Here is an 18,318-nt window from a genome sequence, read left to right on the forward strand (position 1 = left end):
GGCGGCCACCATCAATGCCTTGCAGCGCCAGGCCGTTTGTTGGTTCCAGCAACGCTGATGCCAGACGACAGCAGCAAGGCGGCAGCGGCAAATCCTGCGGCAAGCCACAGGTTGGCGGAGAGGCCCAGCCTGTCGACGGCTTGGCCACCGGTCCACGCCCCGAGCGCAATGCCGATATTGAAGACGCCCACATATAGCGCGGCGACGATTTCCACGGCGCCGGGCGCCGCCTTCATCATCAAGGTCATCAGGCCGACCGATACGCCGCCGTAGGCCAGTCCCCAGGCCAGCAACACCATGCCGCCGCCGATGCCGGAGTCGCCGACAGCCAGGAACAGCAGCGGCGTGAGCAACAGGCCGCCCGAGATGGCGATGATGGTAGTCGCCGTGCGCCGCGCCGCAGCGACACCGGCCAGGAAGTTTCCAATGATGCCCGTGAAGCCATAGGCAAACAGCAGTGCGCCCAGCCATTGCGCATCGAACCCCGACACGGACAGCAGTAGCGGGCGCACGAAGGTAAAGGCCATGAAATGGCTGCTCACCAGCAGCAGGGTCAGAAGCAGCCCCGCTTGCAACTGCCTGTTGCGCAGCTGTTGGCCGAATTGGCGCAAGGTCGTCGACGCGGCAGCGGGCAGGGCGGGAATGACGGCCAGGTGCAGCGCCAGTACCAGGCCGCTGAACAGCGCCATGACGCCGAAAGCCCAGCGCCATCCTGCAAGGTCGCCGATGTGTGCGCCAAGCGGCACGCCCAGCACGGAAGCGGCCGCCACTCCACCGAAGATGACCGACGTTGCCAGGCCAACCGAACGGGCAGGAACCAGCCGGGAAGCGAGGCCGCCGGCGATGGCCCAGATGCCGCCCATGCAGAAACCGACGAGAACACGGGCCGCCAGCATCCACGCCATGTTCTGCGCCAGGGCCGAGGCAATGTTCGCGATCACCAGGAGCGTCAGCAAACCGCAGAGTATCTTGCGCCTGTCCACGCTTCCCGATGCGAGCACGACCAGCGGCGCGAACAAGGCCGCCAGCAATGCGGGCAGCGAGATCATCAGGCCGGCCGTTCCCGTGGAGGTGCCCAGGGTGTCGGCAATCGGCGTCAACAGGCCGACCGGCAGCATTTCCGTCGTCACGACGGAAAAGGTGGCCATGCCGACAGCGGTAACCGCCAGCCACGGGTGGCGGGCAGAAGTTTCTGCGGCAGCGCAGGAAGACGTACTCATGGTGCATATCCTTCATGTGATCAGGCGATAAACGGGTGTGTCCCGCTTGCAACGGAAACACGCCGCAGCGATAATACATACATCGCGTATGAATAAAGTATATATACATACGCAGTGAATGTAAACAATCATACGTTACGTATGTAAGGAGAAAGCAATGGTTCGCCGCACCCGTGTGGAAATGGAAGAAACCCGCGCCTCGCTGCTGGCCACCGCCCGCAAAGTGTTCAGCGAGCGCGGTTATGCCGACACGTCCATGGACGACCTCACTGCGCAGGCAGGGCTGACGCGTGGTGCGCTGTATCATCACTTCGGCGACAAGAAGGGTTTGCTGCTGGCGGTGGTGGAGCAGATCGACGCGGAGATGGATGGCCGCCTGCAGAGCATCTCCGACAGCGCCGCAGACTTGTGGGATGGCTTTCGCCATCGCTGCCGTGCCTATCTGGAGATGGCCCTGGAACCGGAAATTCAGCGCATCGTCTTGCGCGATGCGAGGGCGGTCCTGGGCGGCGCTTCCCCGGACTCGCAGCGCCATTGCCTCGACTCGATGCAGGGGCTTATCCAGCAGCTGATTCACCAGGGCATCGTGGCCGACGCTTGCCCGCAGGCACTGGCATCGCTGATCTACGGCAGCCTGGCGGAAGCGGCGTTCTGGATCGCCGACGGCGACGAAGGCAATGCGCGCCTGGTAAAAGCAGTGGCGGCATTGGAATTGCTGCTACGCGGGCTGTTGCTGAAAAGGTAGGTGCGAAAAGTGCTAATCTCGCCAGTAGCGGACATGCCCGGAGACAGGGATGACGATATTGAGCAGGGTGGGGAAATGGCGGGCGAAGCTTATATTGACACGGAGGAAAACTATGTAAGTCACGCGTATCGTTGCAAATTTCCCGGCGTCGGATCCGGGCCTGGCGCGGACGTTTTACGGGGACGTGCTGGGCCTGAGCCTGTTGATGGACCATGGCTGGATCATGACGTATGGTTCGCAAGCCGAGATGAGCGTTCAAGTGAGTTTTGCGACGGAAGGCGGCTCGAACACTGCCGTGCCCGACCTTTCCATTGAAGTCGATGACGTGGATGCCGCATTCGAACGCATGTCCGGAGCAGGGTTCCCTATTGAATATGGTCTCACCGATGAACCTTGGGGTGTCCGGCGGTTTTTCGTGCGCGACCCGTTCGGCAAGCTCATCAATATCCTGTCGCACACATAGACGCGGTGCCACGGCAACCCGCCGATTCCATCCCCTTGCCTTGCCGCGCCAGCCATTGTAAAAGGTCTGGCGCCACCCGCAATCTGTTGTACAATCCTTGAGAACGGTCGTGCTTTTTTGTGCGCTGAGCTTCCTTGCGTGCAGTCATCACGGCAACCGACAAGAACAAGGAGACAGACATGGACCTGCATTACACGGCCGAGGAGATGGCCTTCCGCGACACGGTGCGCGCCTTCCTCGACACCCATTTGCCGGCGGATTTGCAGCGCAAGGTGCGCCAGCATTTGCGCTTGAACCGCGACGATTACGTGCGCTGGCACAAGATTGTCGCGCAGCAGGGCTGGGCCGCGCCGGCCTGGCCCGTCGAATATGGCGGCACGGGCTGGACGTCCGTGCAGCGCCACATCTGGGAAGACGAGTGCGCGCGCGCCGCCACGCCGCCGATCCTGCCGTTCGGCGTGAACATGGTGGCGCCCGTCATCATGGCCTTCGCCAACGCCGAACAAAAAGCATACTACTTGCCGCGCATTTTGAACTGCGACGACTGGTGGTGCCAGGGTTACTCCGAGCCGGGCGCCGGTTCCGATCTCGCCTCGCTGAAAACCACGGCCCAGCGCGACGGCGACCATTACATCGTCAATGGCCAGAAAACCTGGACGACCCTGGGCCAGCACGCGGACATGATCTTTTGCCTGGTGCGCACGGACAGCACGGTGCGCAAGCAGGAAGGCATCAGTTTCTTGCTGATCGACATGAAAACGCCGGGCATCACCGTGCGCCCCATCATCATGCTCGATGAAGAACACGAAGTGAACGAAGTCTTCTTCGACAATGTGCGCGTACCGGTCAGCAATCTGGTTGGCCAGGAAAACAAGGGCTGGACGTACGCCAAATACCTGTTGGGCCATGAGCGCACGGGCATCGCCGCCGTCGGCCGCTCCAAGCGCGAGCTGACTTTCCTCAAGCAGCTGGCCATGCGGGGAACCAAGCGCGGCGCGCCGCTGCTGCACGATCCCGCTTTTGCCGCCAAGGTGGCCCATCTGGAAATCGAATTGATGGCGCTGGAAATGACGGTCTTGCGTGTCATCAGCGAAGAAGGCAAGGGACCGGGACCGCAAGCGTCGATGCTGAAGGTGCGCGGCTCGGAACTGCAGCAGCAGCTGACGGAACTGATGCTTGAAGCCATCGGCCCGCAAGCCTTGCCGTTCGACCCTGACTTCCTCGACGGCAGCGCGCAACACAGTGCTGGCGGCGACGACCTGGCCGCGCCGCTGGCCGCGTATTACTTCAATTACCGCAAGACATCGATCTATGGCGGCTCGAATGAAATCCAGAAAAACATCATCACGCAGATGATCCTGGGCCTGTAAGCCAGAAGGAGACGACATGGACTTCCAATTTAATCAGGAACAGCAGCAATTCGCCGACGCGCTCAGGCGCTGGGTAGACAAAGATTACCCGTTTGAAACGCGCAAGCAGATCGTCCACTCGGCCACGGGTACCTCCGACCTTGCCTGGGCCACCCTGGCCGAGCTGGGCATGACGGCCTTGCCGCTGCCGGCCGGCGTGGGCGGTTTCGACGGCACGGCCGTCGACATGCTGCTGGTGATGCAGGAACTGGGCCGTGGCCTGGTGGTCGAGCCCTACCTGGCCACCGTGCTGGGCGCGCGCTTCCTGAGCCTGGCCGGCGGCCACGACGGCGTGCTGGAACAGGTCGCCAGCGGCAGCCTGAAACTCGCGTGTGCGCTGGGCGAGCGCCAGTCGCGCCACGACATGCACGATATCGCCACCACGGCCAAGGCCAGCGGCGACGGCTTCGTGCTCGACGGCGAGAAAACCGTCGTCATCCACGGCGCCCAGGCGGGCGCCTTGATCGTCTCGGCGCGCAGCAGCGGCGGCCAGAGCGATACGGATGGCATCTCGCTGTTCCTCGTGCCCGCCGACGCGCCCGGTGTCAGCGTGCGCGACTACCGCACCATCGATGGCCAGCGCGCCGCTACCGTCACCCTCGTGCAAGTGGTGCTGGGGCATGAGGCCCTGATCGGCCAAACGGGGCAGAGCTGGCCCGTGCTCGACGCGGCAGTGGATTACGGTGCCGCCTTGCTGTGCGCGGAAGCCGTGGGCGCCATGGACGCCATCTTTGCCGCCACCCTCGAGTACCTGAAGACGCGCCAGCAGTTCGGCGCGCCGATCGGCAAGTTCCAGGCCTTGCAGCACCGCATGGCCGACATGTTCATCCACCTGGAGCAGGCGCGTTCGATGGCCATGCTGGCTGCCGCCAAGGCCGACAGCGACGATGCGGTTGAACGCCGCCGCACGGTGTCCGCCGCCAAGGCGCGGGTGGGACTGGCCGCCACCTTTGTCGGCCAGCAAGCCGTGCAATTGCATGGCGGCATGGGCGTCACGGACGAATTGCCCGCCGCCCACCATTTCAAGCGCCTCTCCATGATTGCCCTGACTCTGGGCGACGTGGAGCACCATATCGAGCGCTTTATCGCCCAGCCGGGCTTCTTGCCGACGGAGACCGCATGACCGCATCGCCTGCCATCACACCGAAACACTGGTATTTCGAAGACTTTACGCAAGGCCTGGAAATCGACTTGGGCCAGCGCCATGTGACGGAAAAGGAAATCATCGCCTTTGCCACGGATTTCGATCCGCAGCCATTCCACGTCGACCATGACGCCGCCGAAAAGACCATCTTCAAGGGCGTCATCGCCAGCGGCTGGCATACGTGCGGCATGATGATGCGCCTGGTGGTCGATAACCTGCTCAAGCATTCGTCCAGCATGGGTTCGCCCGGCCTGGACAGCATCCGCTGGCTCAAACCCGTGCGCGCGGGCGACACCTTGCAGCTGACCTACCAGGTCAAGGAAGTGCGCCCGTCCACGTCGAAACCGGACCGCGGCATCGTCATTTCCGTGTGGAGCGTGCGCAACCAGCATGGCGAAGTGGTGACGACAGTCGAAGGCATGGGCATGTTCGGCCGCCGTCCTGCCGGAGAGCAGCATGCGTGATATCGCCGGCATCGCCGGTTTTCAGGCCTTGGCGGGACAGCACGTGGCCGTCTCCGACTGGCTCACCATCACCCAGCAGCGCATCGACACCTTTGCCGACGCCACGGACGACCATCAGTGGATCCACGTCGATACGGAACGTTGTGCGCGCGAGTCGCCGTACGGCTGCACGGTGGCGCATGGCTTCCTGACATTGTCGCTGCTGCCAGCCATGTTGCAGGGCGCCTTGCACATGGCCGGCATCCGCATGGCCATCAACTACGGTTTAAACAAGGTGCGCTTTCCCGCACCCGTACCCGTCGGCAGCCGCCTGCGCGCGCGGCTCGACATCCTGTCCGTCGACGACTTGCCGGAAGGCGCGCAAGTGAACTGGGCCGTCACCATGGAGCGCGAAGGCGACACGAAACCCGTGTGCGTGGCGGAATTCCTGATGCGCTGCTATCCCTGAGCGATAAGCCTGGCTCGCCGCGTAGGTCGGTGTAGGTTGGCGTAGGTCGGCGTAGGTCGGCTTCGCCCGCAGGGCGTAAGCCGACGCAGGCAGGCATGCAGCAGGCGCGCGCCTCCTCCTCACTCCCCCTCCGACGCGCAATACCTGTCGCGCCCCGTATGCTTGGCGCGGTACAGCAGGGCGTCGGCGGCGCGGATCAGGGCGCTCGGGTCCATGCCTTCGGTGGGCATGACGCTGGCCATGCCCAGGCTGACGGTGACGTGCGGGCCGACGCTCGACCTGGCGTGGGGAATGTGCAGCGCGCGCACTTCGTCGAGGATGCGCTGGGCCACCACCTCTGCGCCGTCGCGCGTTTCCTGCGGCAGCAGGATGATGAATTCCTCGCCGCCGTAGCGCGCCAGCAGGTCGGGCGGGCGCACGGCGCAGCGGCGCAGGGCGGCGCTCACCTGTTGCAGGCACAGGTCGCCCGCCTGGTGGCCATACGTATCGTTGTAATCCTTGAAGTGGTCGATATCGGCCATGATGAGGGCCATCGGCACGCCGTCTCGCGCGCAGCGCCGCCATTCGCTGTCCATCGTGTCGTTGAAGCTGCGCCGGTTGGCCACGCCCGTCAGCGAATCCGTCAGCGACAGTTCGCGCATGGCATCGGCTTGCCGCTTGATGGTCAGCTGGCTGCGCACGCGGGCGCGCACGACGGCCGCGTTGAACGGCTTCGTGATGAAATCGACGGCGCCCGCTTCCAGTGCCCGCGTTTCGTCTTCGGGCTGGTTCAAGGCCGTAACGAAGATGACGGGAATGGCGCTGAGGATGGCCGACTCGCGCAGCGCATTGCAGACGGCGTAGCCATCCATGCCGGGCATGACGGCGTCGAGCAGGATCAGGTCAGGCAGTTGATTGTGCGCAATTTCCAGCGCCTTCTCGCCGCTCAGGGCGAACAGCACGTCGTGTTCCTCGCGCAGCAGCTGGTGCAGGATCTGGATGTTTTCCATGGCGTCATCGACGATGAGGATGCGCCCGTTCATGGCAAGGTTGGTCCAGCTCACTTGTTTTCCTCTCGTTTCAGCTGATCGAGCACGAGTTTTTCCGCAGCGGAAAAATTCAGGGTCTCGATCGCGTTGGCCAGCGCCAGGGCCGCTTCCCGGTCTGATTGTTGCAGGGCGGGGTGCAGGACGTGGAACTGGGCCAGCGCCTTCAGGTTATTGTTGCGGATCAGGACCAGCAGCTCGGCCAGGCCGGCGTGCAGGTCGACCGCTGCGCTGCCGGACGCGGCCTGTGCCGGCTGCCCGCGCCGCAGGGGCGAGGGCAGGGTGCGCGCCGCATCGATGACTTCGGCCATCGCCCGTTCCAGCTGTTCCAGCAAGGCGGCCGTGGTGTGCGATTGCCCTGTCTTCAGCGCTTTTTCAGTCTCGGCGGCCAGGCTGGCGACATGGGCTGCGCCCAGGTTGGCCGCCACGCCGCACACGCGGTGCAGCAGCTGCGCCGCCTGCGGCGTCTGGCCATCGGCCAGCAGGCGCCGTGCTTCCTCGACGGCGTCGCCCTGCGAATTTTCAAAGCGCTTGAGCAGCGCCAGGAAAGCGCCATAGTCGCCGCCGAAGCGGTGCAGGGCCGCCGCCAGGTCGATGCCGGGTATCGAGGCCGGCATTTCCAACACCTCCGTGGCGCCGCCGCCTGGCTGCGCGGCGCTGCTGCCGCCAGCCTGGTGCGCCGGCACCAGCCGCGTCAGGGTCTCGATCATGTCGTCGACATCGATGGGCTTGGCCACGTGCGCATTCATGCCGCTGGCAATGGCGCGCAGGCGGTCTTCGTCCATGGCATTGGCCGTCATGGCGACGATGGGCAAGTCCGGCAAGCCCAGCGCGCGGATGGCCAGTGTGGCGTCGTAGCCGTTCATGACGGGCATCTGCAAATCCATCAGCACCACGTCCCACGCTTGCGGGCTGTGCGCCAGCATGTCGACGGCCAGCCTGCCGTTGGTGGCCACGGCTACGCGCGCGCCCGAGTGCAGCAGGATGTACTGCGCCACTTCCTGGTTGATTTCATTGTCTTCCACCAGCAGCACGCGCATGCCTTCCAGCAAGCCCGACAGGGGCGAGGACACGGGCAGCATGGATGGCGCGCTGCGGGCATTGCGTCCATCCCGCACAGCGGTGACGGCCGCCAGCAGGCGCGCTGGCGTCGCCGGTTTCGAGACGATGCCGGCCAGCATCAGGCTGTCGGCCAGCCGTTCGAGGTTTTCGCTGTCCTGGTCGGCCACCAGCATGATCACGGGCGGCAGCGCCAGGTGTTCGTCGGTGCGCGCCTCGGTGAGCATGGAAATGCCATCCATGCCCGGCATGGCCGCGTCGAGCAGCACAAGATCGGCCGCCGCTTCGCCGCTGGCCTGGGCGCGCAGCAGGGCCAGGCCGGCCGCGCCGCTGTCGGCGCTGCGGCTGCGCCAGCCCTGCGCCGCGCACCAGTCTTCCAGCATGGCGCGCACGCTGGCGTTGTCGTCGATGATCAGCAGCGACAGCGCCCTGGACGCGCCCTTGCCGTGCGGCTCGGGCGGCGGCGCCACCTTGTCGAAGCGGCAGCGGAAGCGGAAGTCGGAACCCTGGCCCAGCGTGCTTTTCACGCTGAGCTGGCCGCCCATCAATTCCACCATGCGCCGGCAGATGGCCAGCCCCAGCCCCGTGCCGCCGTATTTGCGGCTGGTGCCGCTGTCGCCCTGGGAAAACGCGTCGAAGATGTGTTCCTGCTCGGCCGCGCCGATGCCGATGCCCGTGTCGCGCACGGAAAACTCGAGGGTGGCGCTGGCCGCATCCTCGGCCACCATGGTGATGGCCAGCACCACTTCGCCATGCGAGGTGAACTTGACGGCGTTGCCCATCAGGTTGATCAGGATCTGTTCCACGCGCAGGGCGTCGCCGATCAGTTCGTCGGGCACGCGCGGGTCGAGCACGAACACGGGCTCCACGCCGCGCGCCCAGGCGCTGCTGGCCAGCAGCACGCCGACGCTGCCCAGCATGCGTTCGAGCTGGAAGCGGCGCTGTTCCAGCACCATTTGTCCCGCCTCGATCTTGGAAAAATCGAGCACGTCGTTGACGATATGGAGCAGCGACTGCGTGGCCATCTGGATCTTGCCGACATAGCTGCGCTCGCGCCGTTCCAGCGGCGACTCTTCCAGCAGGCGCGCCAGGCCGATGATGGCGTTCATCGGCGTGCGGATTTCATGGCTCATGTTGGCGACGAATTCGCTCTTCGCCGTGCTGGCCGCCTCGGCCTTGTCGCGCGCGCGCACCATTTGCTCGTTGAGTTCGTGCAGGCGCAATTCCGTGCGCTTGAGTTCGGATACGTCCGAGGCCAGCACGAAGAAGCCGCGCACGCCGCCGCCGTCGTCGAGGTCGGGAATGTAATTGGTCCACGTGTGGCACACCTGGCCCGTGGGGTCGAGCAGGTCACGCTCGAAGCTTTGGGGCCGGCCCGCCAGCACGCCCTCGACGTGGGGCGCGTACACGTCGAACAGTTCCTGCCCCAGCAGTTCGCTCATGTGGATGCCGGCCATCTCGGCGCTGCTGCGGCCAAACCATTCATTATAGAAATTATTGGCGAAGCGGCAGCGCAGATCGGCGCCCCAGTACGACACCATGCCGGGCAGGTTGTCGGTGACGGTGCGGATGAAGCGCTCGCTCTGTTCCAGGCGCAAGGTGGTGGCGTGCAGCACCTCGGTGGCGCGCTTGCGTTCCGTGATGTCGATCGATACCCCCAGCACATGGCTGGCGCGCCCCGCATCGTCGCGCAACACCACTTTGCGCGTGGTGAAGTGGCGCGTCGTGCCGTCGGCCGTGTTGATCGCTTCCTGTTCGATTTCCACCATCTGCCCCGTGGCCAGCAGCTTGCGGTCGGCGCTGACGAAGGCGGACGCCTGCTGCGGCGGGAAGAAATCGTGGTCAGTCTTGCCCAGCAATTGCTCGCGCGAGCGTCCCAGGGTCAGTTCCGCGTGGCGGTTGATCATTTCAAAGCTCAGCTTGTCGGCGCGCTTGACGAAGACCATGGCCGGGATGTTTTCGATGATGGTGCCGAACAGGTGTTTCGAACGGCGAAACTCCGCTTCGCTGCGCTTGCGCTCGCTAATGTCCAGCCACAGGCCCGATACGCCCAGCAATTGCTGCTCTGGGCCGAAGATCGGGTGAAACGAGACGATCCAGTGACTCGGATGCTCGCGCTGCCGCCCGCCATGGCCTTGTAATTCGAGGTCGACGATGGGCGTTCCCGTATCCAGCACTTGGCGCACGCAGCGTTCGACCTGCACGCGCACGGCGTCGTCGAACTGCATGGCGCCCACGGGCTGGCCCAGATGCTGCGCCACGCTGGCCCCGCTGATGGCGGCCAGGTAGTGGTTGATCATGACGATGCGCAAGTCCAGGTCCACGAACAGCATGCCGATGGGCGCCGTCGCGTACACGGTTTCCAGCAGGCGCGTGGATTTTTCCAGGGCCAGCGTGCGTTCGGCCACCAGGCTTTCGAGCTGCGTGCGGTGGCGCCGCAAGTCGCGTTCCAGCGCGCCCAGGGCGCCTGCCATGTCGGCCGATTCGCGGTCCGCATGGCGGTTCGAGAGCAGGGGCTTGCCCTGCGCCAGCGCGTGGATCTGCTGTGTCAGTTCCTGCAGGGTGCGGGCCAGGCGGCCGCCCACGCGCCAGGCCAGGGCAAAGCCGGCACCGAGCAGCAGGGCCAGGATGAGGGAACCAGTGACCACGGAACCCAGCAGGGCTTCGGCCACCGTGCTGGTGCGCATGGTAACGGCCACCGTCCAGGCGTCGTCGGGCGCGCGGCGAAAGCCCGTATACACGTCGAGGCCTTCCAGGGTGGTATGGCGCAGCACGCCTTCGCGCGCCTGGCGTATCTGCTCGAGCAGGGGCGCCGCGCTGCGCTGGCCCACATAGCGCTGCGGCGCCAGGGTGCGCGCCACGTTGATGCCGTCGGCATTGACGATGGCCGCGCCCAGGTAGGCGGGCAGGTGCAGCTCGCGCAGCAGCAAGGGCAGGTAGTCGGGCGGGTATAGCGCCGTCAGCACATAGGCGGGCCCCTTGTCACGCGGCAAGGGCAGGTTCAGGGCCAGACGCGGCACCTCGTCCGGCGCCATCAGCAAACTGGTCAGCCGGGGCTTGCCGGAGTCGCGCGTGCGCTCCATGCTGGCGGCCCATTTCTGCGGCAAGGGGGGCGGCACCTGGCTGGCGGGCAGGGCTGTATTGACCAGCTGGCGCCCCTTGGTATCGGAGACGATGAAGGCGCTGACGGCCAGGCCCGGCTGCAGCAGGCTGCCGGCCAGGGCGCGCAGGGCGCCGATGTCGTCGGCTTGCAGGGCGGGCGAGGCGGCCAGGATGCGCGCGGCCATCTGCGCGCCGCTCAAGTCGCGTTCAACGGCGGCCGTGACGGCGCGCGCCGCCTGCGCCGTTTCGCTGACGACATGGTCGCGTTCGCGCGTGTAGCTTTGCGCCACGAGCAGGAGAAACACGAGGGCCGTCGGAATGACCCAGGCAAGCACCAGCCATGAAATTCTTGAGCGTATCGAAGGCAAATCTTGCACCCGGAAAGCTCCCAGAATGGATGAGTCGACAGGCAGGCTCACGCTGGCGCTGGCTGACCTTGAATGAAAAGATGCTAGACGAAATTGATTGTTCTGACAAGCCTAGTTTCTGGAATGGAAAAAAGGTTGCGCAAGGCATACAGAAGAGGGTGACACCCACCCCGCCGTGGCGGCGGGATGGCAAGGCAGCTTACGGGACGACGGTCAGCACGTCGACGTCGATTTCCGGGCTTTCCATGAAATCTTTTTCCACTTCGCCGCGGATTTCCACGCGGGTCCTGGCGTCGATCTTGCGGTTCATGAAGACCTTGTCGTCGATGTCCACGCGGATTTCCGCCGTGCCGTCGGAGAAGGTATATTTCTCGTTGCCCACTTTGCGCAGCAGATTGCCGCGCAGTACGACGGCTTGGTCGTCGACGGGATTTTTCAGGATGGCGGCCACACTGGCGGGCGCGGCCGGGCCGGCCGTCGGTCCCACGTATTGGGCTTGCGCGCTGCCGGCCAGCGCGGCGCAGGCGGCCAGGGAGACGATGAGTGTGCGGTGCAGTGACATGGTATTCCTTCGATAGTGACTGGTGGCTCAGAAAAATACGGCGGTGCGGGGAATGATAGCACCGGCATTGCCATAGGGCATGTTCGCCCGGACGCTGCCCGTGCTGGCCACGCCATCGTCGAGTTTGCTGTCGATCTGCTCGGCGTAGCTCTCGGGCAGGTTGTCGAAACGGATGCCGTTGCCGGCCCGGCCGCCCACTTCGTCGTTGTACAGGTAGACGGCGCCGCCCTGGGCGCTGGTCATGAATTGCGAGGTGCCGTTGAACGAGCCGGTGATGAAGCCGCCCAGCGCCAGGTGCTGCGGCGCCAGGGTGAATTCGCGCGGCTGGCCGTCGCCGATCTGGCCATCGCCATTGCCGTTGCCGGCCGAATTGGGCACGTGCACGGTGCCCTGGATATCGTCGCCGGGCAGGGCGCGGAACTTGTCCTGGTAGGCGTTGACGGCGGCCGTCAGCGCATTCGACTGCTGGATGATGTTTTTCACCTTGGCGCTGTCGATCAAGCCTTGTCCCTTGAGCACGCCACCGAGCAGCAAGCCGATGATGACCAGGACGATGGCGATTTCTACGAGCGTAAAGCCGTGCTGGCGGCGTGGGAGCATGGGATTTCCTTGGAAAAAAGTGCTGGTGCCTGGTGTGGCGTCTTCAGAATGGCAGTTTACTGCAAATGGCGCCGCGCGCGCATGGCCTGGCTTTCTTTTTGGCCAGTTCATCGAGCTTGCGCGCAAGGAAAGCGAGCTCGTGCGGGTCGCTGATCTGGCCGCTGGCGATCAGGCCACCGATCACCAGGCGGGCGCCGTCGAGCTGGTCCATGTCTTCCAGGATGAACGCTTCCATTTCGCGCACCCACGGCGGCACGTGCGGCCCCGTCGCTAGCTGGCGCAGCGCGCGCGCATAGCCGAGCGCCAGCGGCAGGTCGTGCAGCTGGTGCTTCGCCACCAGCACCGCCTGCGCCATCGCGGGCCAGCGCTGCTGCGGGTCGGCCGCGAAGCTGGCGGCGACAAAGGCCAGCATGCGCCGCGCGCGCTGCGGATCGGCCACGCCCGCATACACTTCGCTGGCGGCCACCAGCGCGTAGCGGCTGCGCGGGTCGAGCGTTTGCGCCGTCTCCAGCCAGCTGGCCAGGCGGTCATAGTCGAGCGCGCGCCACGGCAGGCTGACGCCGGGCTGGTCCTCGAACGACTGCAGGTACAGCAGCATGGCCTTCGACATGGCCAGCGGTTCGCCCAGGCTGGCCAGGCGCGCCACGCCAGGTGGCGGCGCGGCGGGCAGGGGCCGCGCCTGTGCGGGGGCGTGCTGCTGCGCCAGGCGCCAGCCCAGCTGCAGCAGCAGGCAGGCCGCCAGCAGCCAGCACAGGGGGCGCGGCACGCTGCTCCAGGGACGCTGGGCGGCGGCCATCAGATGTTCCTGCGGTAAAAGTCGCACAGCGCGCAACTGGCCAGCAAGGCCACATAGATGGCCGTTTGCGCCGCCACGCCGGCCAGGGCTTGCCAGTCGCCAGTCGCGTACAGCAGCCACTCCGTGCGCGTAAACGCGTCGAGGCGGGGCAGCAGCAGGGCCAGCATGTCGATGGCGCCGGCCGTGGCCCGCTGCGGCCAGGAGTCGCCCGCCTGCGGGCCGTGCGCCAGCAGTTGCAGGCTGCCCAGCATGCGCGCCAGCACATAGAAGCCGCCCGTGGCGGCCAGCGCCGGCAGGGCCTGCTGCAGGCTGGCCGCGCACAGCAGGCTGAAGGCGGCGACGATCCACAGTTCGCCCAGCAGGGACAGCGCCCACAGCGCGCTTTGCGCGGCCGCGGCGAACAGCGCCATCAACAGGCCGAACAGCACGGCGGGCACGGCCGCCAGCGCCCCGTAGCCCAGCAGTTTGCCCAGCAGGTAGGCCGCGCGCGGCATGGGTAGCGCCAGCAGCAATTCGAGGCCCCGGTCGGCCGCTTCGCGCGCCATGCTGGTGATGATGAACGTGGCCAGCAGGAAGACGCTGGCCAGGCGCAATGCGGCGGCCAGCAGGGACGTTTGCACGGCGCCGCTTTCCGTCAGCGCCAGTTGCTGCAGGAAGCCGGCCAGGCCGGCGCAAGCGCAGGCCACCAGCACGAACAGCCACGGCAGGCGGCTGCGCAGCGCTTCGAGCAGCGTGTAGCGGGCGATGGTGAACGAGGGCAAGAGCATGCGCATCAGCGGGGCAGCCTTTGCGCCGCCACCATGCGGTTGAACAGGATGTTGGGCGACAGCCAGACGATGATATCGTCGAACTCGCCGCCCGGCTGCTGCGGGCCGCTGGCGGCGCGGCTGATGAAGGTGGTGGCGTTCGATGCATTGTTGCGCTCGTCGACATTGTTGCCGAAAGGGACAGCCTGGCGCTGGCCCTGCACGCCCGTGGCGCCAAAGCCGTTTTTCCCGTGCGACATGATCATGGCGGGGATGTCCCTCAAGGCCGTCGCCTGCAGCAGCGCGCCGCCGTTGCGCGTGACGATGCTGATGTCGCGCGGCGTGCCCAGGTTGAACTGCTGTTCGCTGTCGCTGAAGGCCGGTGTGACGCTGTAGCGGAACAGATTGTTCCAGCTGTCGCCCTGGCGCAGCCCCAGGGTGGCCCATGGCAGGAAGCCGGCGCGTTTTTCGCCCGTGCAGCGCGTGCCGCGCCGGTCTTCCAGGCCATTGCCGGCGGAAATGGCGGGACACGGCAGGTAGCCGTAGCGCAGCGCGTAGCCCGTCAGCGCTTCCTTCGCTTCATTGAGCGCCTGTTGCGTCTCGGCCACCTTGCGCTGTTCCAGCTGCACCGTCAACGGCGTGACCAGGCCGCCTATCATCAAGCCGACGATGACAAGCACGATGGCGATCTCGATCAGGGAAAAGCCTCGCTGGCGGCGCGGATGGCGGGCGCTCATGGCAGGTTGCGCGCGGCGCGCATGCGTTGATACAGGGTAGGCAAGGTAATCCAGGTGAGCATGTCGTCAAAGGCGCCGCCGGGCAGCGCGGCAAGGTCGGTGGTGGGGCGGGTGATGAAGCTGCGGCTGGCGCTGTCGTTGGCCGCTTCGTCGATATTGCCGCGCGCCGTATTGATCTGCGGCACGCCGCTGGCGGCCGTGCCATAGTGATCCTTGCCTTGCGAGAACAGCACGACGGGCAGGCATTGGGCGCTGACGTCGCACTGCTCCTGTCCCGCCACGAAGGCGACGGTGCCGCGGCCGTCGCGCGTGAGCACGACTCTGTTGGCGACGGCGGAAAACGAGACGATGGGCGCGCGCGCCATTTCCGGTGTGACGCTGTAGCGCAGCAGCTTGCCCCAGGCATCCACGCCGTCCACGCCCAGCGCGACCCACGGCAAAAAGCCGCTGCACTCGGTATCGTTGGCGCAGTCGGCGGCCCGTTCGCGCCCGTCGAGAGCGGACGCGGCCGGACGGGGCAGGCGGCCATTGGCCACCGCAAAGCCCAGCAAGGCGTCGCGCGCCTGCGCCAGGGCGGCCAGGGTGCGCTGCTGGCGTTCGGCTTCGCCCGTGTTGCGCCCGAAGGCGCTGATCAGCAGGCTGGCCGTGCCCAGGCCCAGCACGGCCACCAGCAGCAACAGGGCGGCGCCGCGCTGGCGACGAGGTTGACGATGCGCTTGGCGCGGCGTCATGGCGGCGCCTCGGTGACCGTGCCGCTGGCCGGATCGTAGCGCTGGCCCGGTTTGAGCAGCAGCACCTGGCCGTTCGACAGGCGCAAGGTCAGCGTGCCTGGCTGGCCACGCGCGAGATGGTTGTGCGGCTCGTTCTGCGCTTCCTGGTTCAGCCAGACGGTGGTGCGGCCGCTGCTGCGCTGTACCACGCCATTCAATTCCACGGGCGGTGCGGGCGGCGGTGGCGGCGGCGGGGACGGCGGTGCCGCCAGGGCCGGATCGGGCGCCGGCGGGCCGTAGCGCTGCGCGTCGAGCTGGGCGCGCTGCTCGGGCGACAGGAACAAGCGCCCCAGCTGCGGTGGCTGCGCCTGGGCCGTGAGCGCGGCGCCAGCCAGCAGCGCACACAGGACGAGGGTGCGCTTCATGGCCGCCCCGGCACGGGCGTGCTGCCCAGGGTCAGCCACAGCAGCTCGCATTCGGCGCCCAAGGTGGGCGCCGCCCCGCTCGCACCGCCGCTGCCTGGCCCGGCGCCGGCCGTGGCATGGCGCTTGAGCGTGCAATCCTGCACGGCGAAATAGCCAGCCTGGCGCAAATCGTCCAGCAGGTTCAGCAAATCCATCTCGTGCAGCAAATCCATCTGCAGGCGCATGCGGCTGCCGCGCAAATGATATTGCCCCATCACCATGGGCAATGGCACTTGTAGCCCTTGCTGCGGGCTGATGTCATAGCTGATCGGCAGCAGTTTGCGCTGTTCCTGACTGCGGCGGATGGCGTCGATCCAGGCGAGGCGGTTTTCCTCGCCGATCAGGCCGCGCTGGCGCAAGGCGAGGAATCGCGGTTCATAGGCGCGGATTTCCTGCTTCTCCGCTTCCACGTGGTTGAACAGCATGGCGGCCGCCGAACGCGTGCGCTGGGCCAGGTCCAGCTGCTGCGCCTCGCGTTCGCGGTAGGCGATGCTCAGGCTCAGCAGCACCAGGCTGGCCAGCATGGTCAGGGTAAAGCACAGCAGGGCGCGGCGTATCAGGTGCAGTTCGCCCAGCCAGGCGGGCAGGGCGCGCGCGGGCGTGCTGGTCCGCTGCATGCCGGGCAGGGGCGGCTGCTTGACGGGGCCGCTCATGGCTGCCACGCAAGCAAGAGGGTGAAGCGGGCCTGGCTGGCTGGCGCCGGCACGGCGCTCTTGCCGGACAGGGCCGCGCTGGGGCGCAGGTCGAGCGGCGTTTCCTCGATCGTCACCTGCAAGCCCGGCTGGCGCGCCAGGGTTTGCGCGAAGGCCGTGATGGCGGCCAGGGCCGCGCGGTAATCGTTGTTCGGCATGGCCACGTTCGCTTCCAGGCGCAGCGCCTGCGGCGGCGCGACGGGAATGCCGGCCAGGGCGCTGCCGGTCGTCCCGCCCGTACTTTGTTGCTGTTGCTGTTGCTGTTGCTGTTGCTGTTGCTGCTGCTGTTGCGGTGGCTGATTGCCGGCTACGCGCGCGGGCGCCTGGCCCGCATGCCAGTGCAGTTGGCCCAGCGCCACCTGCGGCGCCTGGTCCAGCGCGGCGCTCAGCATGCCCAGCAGCCGCCCCGGCTCCGGCGCCTGGCTGGCGATCATGTGGCCCAGGGTCACGGCCACTTTCATGTTCTGCGTCTTGGCCGGCGCCGGCGGCTGGGTCGACATGACGCTGCGGTAGCGCTCCTGGTAGGACGCCGTTTCCTGCGCCAGGCGCTGGATGGCGGCCCCGTCGGCTATGCCGCCGAGCAAGTTAATCGCGCACCACAGGGCTGCCGACGCGCCGATCAGCGTGCTGGCGCCATACAGCGTCTTGCGCGCGCGCTGGAAGTGGTAGTAGCGGGCCAGCGCGCCTGGCGGATAGTGGCTGGACGGCGGATGCTTGCCCAACAAGGTCAGCAGCAATTCATCGGCCAGCGCCGGCGTCTTGCGCAAGCCCACTCTTTCGGCGGCCAGTTGCAGGTCGATGAAGTGGTAAGCCACTTCGACGCCGTTGTCGCACAGCAGTTCGAGCTTGGCGATCTGCGCGGCCGGCGCCAGGATGACGGTATTCAGGACGTCGCCGCGCGCCAGCATGCGCGTGCTGGTCAGAAATTGCCGTGTCTTTTCCGTTTCCAGCGCAATATTCACGGCCACGCCGTCGAGCGCGATGGTGGCCGTCTGGCGCGAAAAGCGCAGCTGGCCCTTTTCATAGTAGCTTTGCCGCAAGCCGCCCGACTGCTGCGTCACGAGCAGCAAGTGTTCATGCGCGATCGACAGCTTTTTGACCAGCGCGATACTGAGCAGGCTGGTCGAATAGATGCCGGCCACGGGCACGCACAGGTGCTCGAGCGCCTCCGTCCACGGCTGCAGCAAGGATGGGTTGGTCAGGGCGAAGAACAGCACCTGGTCGTCGTGGCGGCCCGTGCTTTCACGGCCCAGCAGGGTGCTGCCCCGGTAGGGCGTATCGCGGTGCAGTTGCTGCTTGCGCCGCTCCAGCAAGGCTCGGCCCGCCTTGCCGCGCACGTGGGGCAGCAGCTGGCGCTGGAAATCCTCTTCGATCAAGTCCGTCAGCAGGTAGGCGGGCACGTCGAAGCGGTGCGCCTGCGGGTCTTCCAGCCACGCGGCGAAACCGTCCAGCCCGGCCGCGCTGGCGGGAAAGGCCTGGCCCGGGCCCAGCACGCCATGGTCCCAGTCGTAGGCGCACAGGGCGTCGCTGGTGATGTAGAGTAATTGTTTGCGGAACACGGCGG

18 protein-coding genes are annotated in these 18,318 nt (G+C 66.3%); 6 read left to right on the forward strand and 12 right to left on the reverse strand.

The window, feature by feature from the left end; translation table 11 throughout:
- Positions 1-11: 11 nt before the first annotated feature.
- Positions 12-1,220, reverse strand: a complete 1,209-nt coding sequence (locus SKZ59_RS07745; RefSeq protein WP_319991300.1) for an MFS transporter — start codon at positions 1,218-1,220, stop codon at positions 12-14.
- Positions 1,221-1,377: 157 nt separating this feature from the next.
- Between SKZ59_RS07745 and SKZ59_RS07750 the strand changes: the two genes are divergently transcribed.
- The 6 genes from SKZ59_RS07750 (at position 1,378) to SKZ59_RS07775 (ending at position 5,893) form a co-directional block, all read left to right on the forward strand.
- Positions 1,378-1,965: a TetR/AcrR family transcriptional regulator gene (locus SKZ59_RS07750; RefSeq protein ID WP_319991301.1), complete on the forward strand. Its 588-nt coding sequence runs from the start codon at positions 1,378-1,380 to the stop codon at positions 1,963-1,965.
- 127 nt (positions 1,966-2,092) lie between these two features.
- The gene (locus tag SKZ59_RS07755; RefSeq protein WP_319991886.1) at positions 2,093-2,428 is read left to right on the forward strand and encodes a VOC family protein; all 336 of its coding nucleotides are present in this window, start codon (positions 2,093-2,095) and stop codon (positions 2,426-2,428) included.
- Between the two features lie 179 nt (positions 2,429-2,607).
- Positions 2,608-3,798 (forward strand): acyl-CoA dehydrogenase family protein, encoded by a 1,191-nt coding sequence (locus SKZ59_RS07760; protein WP_319991302.1) that lies wholly within the window; start codon positions 2,608-2,610, stop codon positions 3,796-3,798.
- A gap of 16 nt (positions 3,799-3,814) precedes the next feature.
- A complete protein-coding gene (locus SKZ59_RS07765; protein WP_319991303.1) occupies positions 3,815-4,960 on the forward strand; it encodes an acyl-CoA dehydrogenase family protein in 1,146 nt (381 codons plus the stop codon).
- Positions 4,957-5,445 carry a MaoC family dehydratase gene (locus SKZ59_RS07770; protein ID WP_072453268.1) on the forward strand — a complete coding sequence of 163 codons (489 nt, stop codon included), beginning with the start codon at positions 4,957-4,959 and terminating at the stop codon, positions 5,443-5,445. Before SKZ59_RS07765 ends, SKZ59_RS07770 begins: the two co-directional genes overlap by 4 nt.
- Positions 5,438-5,893: a MaoC family dehydratase gene (locus SKZ59_RS07775; RefSeq protein WP_034755282.1), complete on the forward strand. Its 456-nt coding sequence runs from the start codon at positions 5,438-5,440 to the stop codon at positions 5,891-5,893. Before SKZ59_RS07770 ends, SKZ59_RS07775 begins: the two co-directional genes overlap by 8 nt.
- Positions 5,894-6,012: 119 nt before the next feature.
- Here the strand turns inward: SKZ59_RS07775 and SKZ59_RS07780 are convergent, their stop codons facing one another.
- The 11 genes from SKZ59_RS07780 to SKZ59_RS07830 form a co-directional block, all read right to left on the reverse strand.
- Positions 6,013-6,936 carry a diguanylate cyclase domain-containing protein gene (locus SKZ59_RS07780; RefSeq protein ID WP_081367976.1) on the reverse strand — a complete coding sequence of 308 codons (924 nt, stop codon included), beginning with the start codon at positions 6,934-6,936 and terminating at the stop codon, positions 6,013-6,015.
- Positions 6,933-11,414: a PAS domain-containing protein gene (locus SKZ59_RS07785; protein WP_319991304.1), complete on the reverse strand. Its 4,482-nt coding sequence runs from the start codon at positions 11,412-11,414 to the stop codon at positions 6,933-6,935. The genes SKZ59_RS07780 and SKZ59_RS07785 overlap by 4 nt, the downstream gene beginning before the upstream one ends.
- Positions 11,415-11,646: 232 nt before the next feature.
- The gene (locus tag SKZ59_RS07790; protein WP_319991305.1) at positions 11,647-12,009 is read right to left on the reverse strand and encodes a NirD/YgiW/YdeI family stress tolerance protein; all 363 of its coding nucleotides are present in this window, start codon (positions 12,007-12,009) and stop codon (positions 11,647-11,649) included.
- Positions 12,010-12,036: 27 nt separating this feature from the next.
- A complete protein-coding gene (locus tag SKZ59_RS07795; RefSeq protein WP_034755294.1) occupies positions 12,037-12,609 on the reverse strand; it encodes a prepilin-type N-terminal cleavage/methylation domain-containing protein in 573 nt (190 codons plus the stop codon).
- A 43-nt stretch (positions 12,610-12,652) separates the two neighbouring features.
- Positions 12,653-13,405 (reverse strand): hypothetical protein, encoded by a 753-nt coding sequence (locus SKZ59_RS07800; RefSeq protein WP_319991306.1) that lies wholly within the window; start codon positions 13,403-13,405, stop codon positions 12,653-12,655.
- Positions 13,405-14,178 (reverse strand): ABC transporter permease subunit, encoded by a 774-nt coding sequence (locus SKZ59_RS07805; protein ID WP_319991307.1) that lies wholly within the window; start codon positions 14,176-14,178, stop codon positions 13,405-13,407. Before SKZ59_RS07805 ends, SKZ59_RS07800 begins: the two co-directional genes overlap by 1 nt.
- Complete coding sequence (locus tag SKZ59_RS07810; RefSeq protein ID WP_219330336.1) at positions 14,178-14,888, reverse strand: type II secretion system protein; 711 nt, start codon at positions 14,886-14,888, stop codon at positions 14,178-14,180. The genes SKZ59_RS07805 and SKZ59_RS07810 overlap by 1 nt, the downstream gene beginning before the upstream one ends.
- Positions 14,885-15,619, reverse strand: coding sequence for a hypothetical protein (locus tag SKZ59_RS07815; RefSeq protein ID WP_319991308.1), 735 nt, complete (start codon positions 15,617-15,619; stop codon positions 14,885-14,887). The genes SKZ59_RS07810 and SKZ59_RS07815 overlap by 4 nt, the downstream gene beginning before the upstream one ends.
- Positions 15,616-16,023 carry a hypothetical protein gene (locus SKZ59_RS07820; RefSeq protein ID WP_319991309.1) on the reverse strand — a complete coding sequence of 136 codons (408 nt, stop codon included), beginning with the start codon at positions 16,021-16,023 and terminating at the stop codon, positions 15,616-15,618. The genes SKZ59_RS07815 and SKZ59_RS07820 overlap by 4 nt, the downstream gene beginning before the upstream one ends.
- Positions 16,020-16,715, reverse strand: a complete 696-nt coding sequence (locus SKZ59_RS07825; protein WP_254671763.1) for a hypothetical protein — start codon at positions 16,713-16,715, stop codon at positions 16,020-16,022. Before SKZ59_RS07825 ends, SKZ59_RS07820 begins: the two co-directional genes overlap by 4 nt.
- Positions 16,712-18,313 (reverse strand): hypothetical protein, encoded by a 1,602-nt coding sequence (locus SKZ59_RS07830; protein WP_319991310.1) that lies wholly within the window; start codon positions 18,311-18,313, stop codon positions 16,712-16,714. Before SKZ59_RS07830 ends, SKZ59_RS07825 begins: the two co-directional genes overlap by 4 nt.
- Between the last annotated feature and the right edge of the window lie 5 nt (positions 18,314-18,318).

The sequence above is a fragment of the Janthinobacterium sp. GMG2 genome (genome assembly GCF_033949445.1).
In the GTDB taxonomy this organism is placed as follows: domain Bacteria; phylum Pseudomonadota; class Gammaproteobacteria; order Burkholderiales; family Burkholderiaceae_D; genus Janthinobacterium; species Janthinobacterium aestuarii.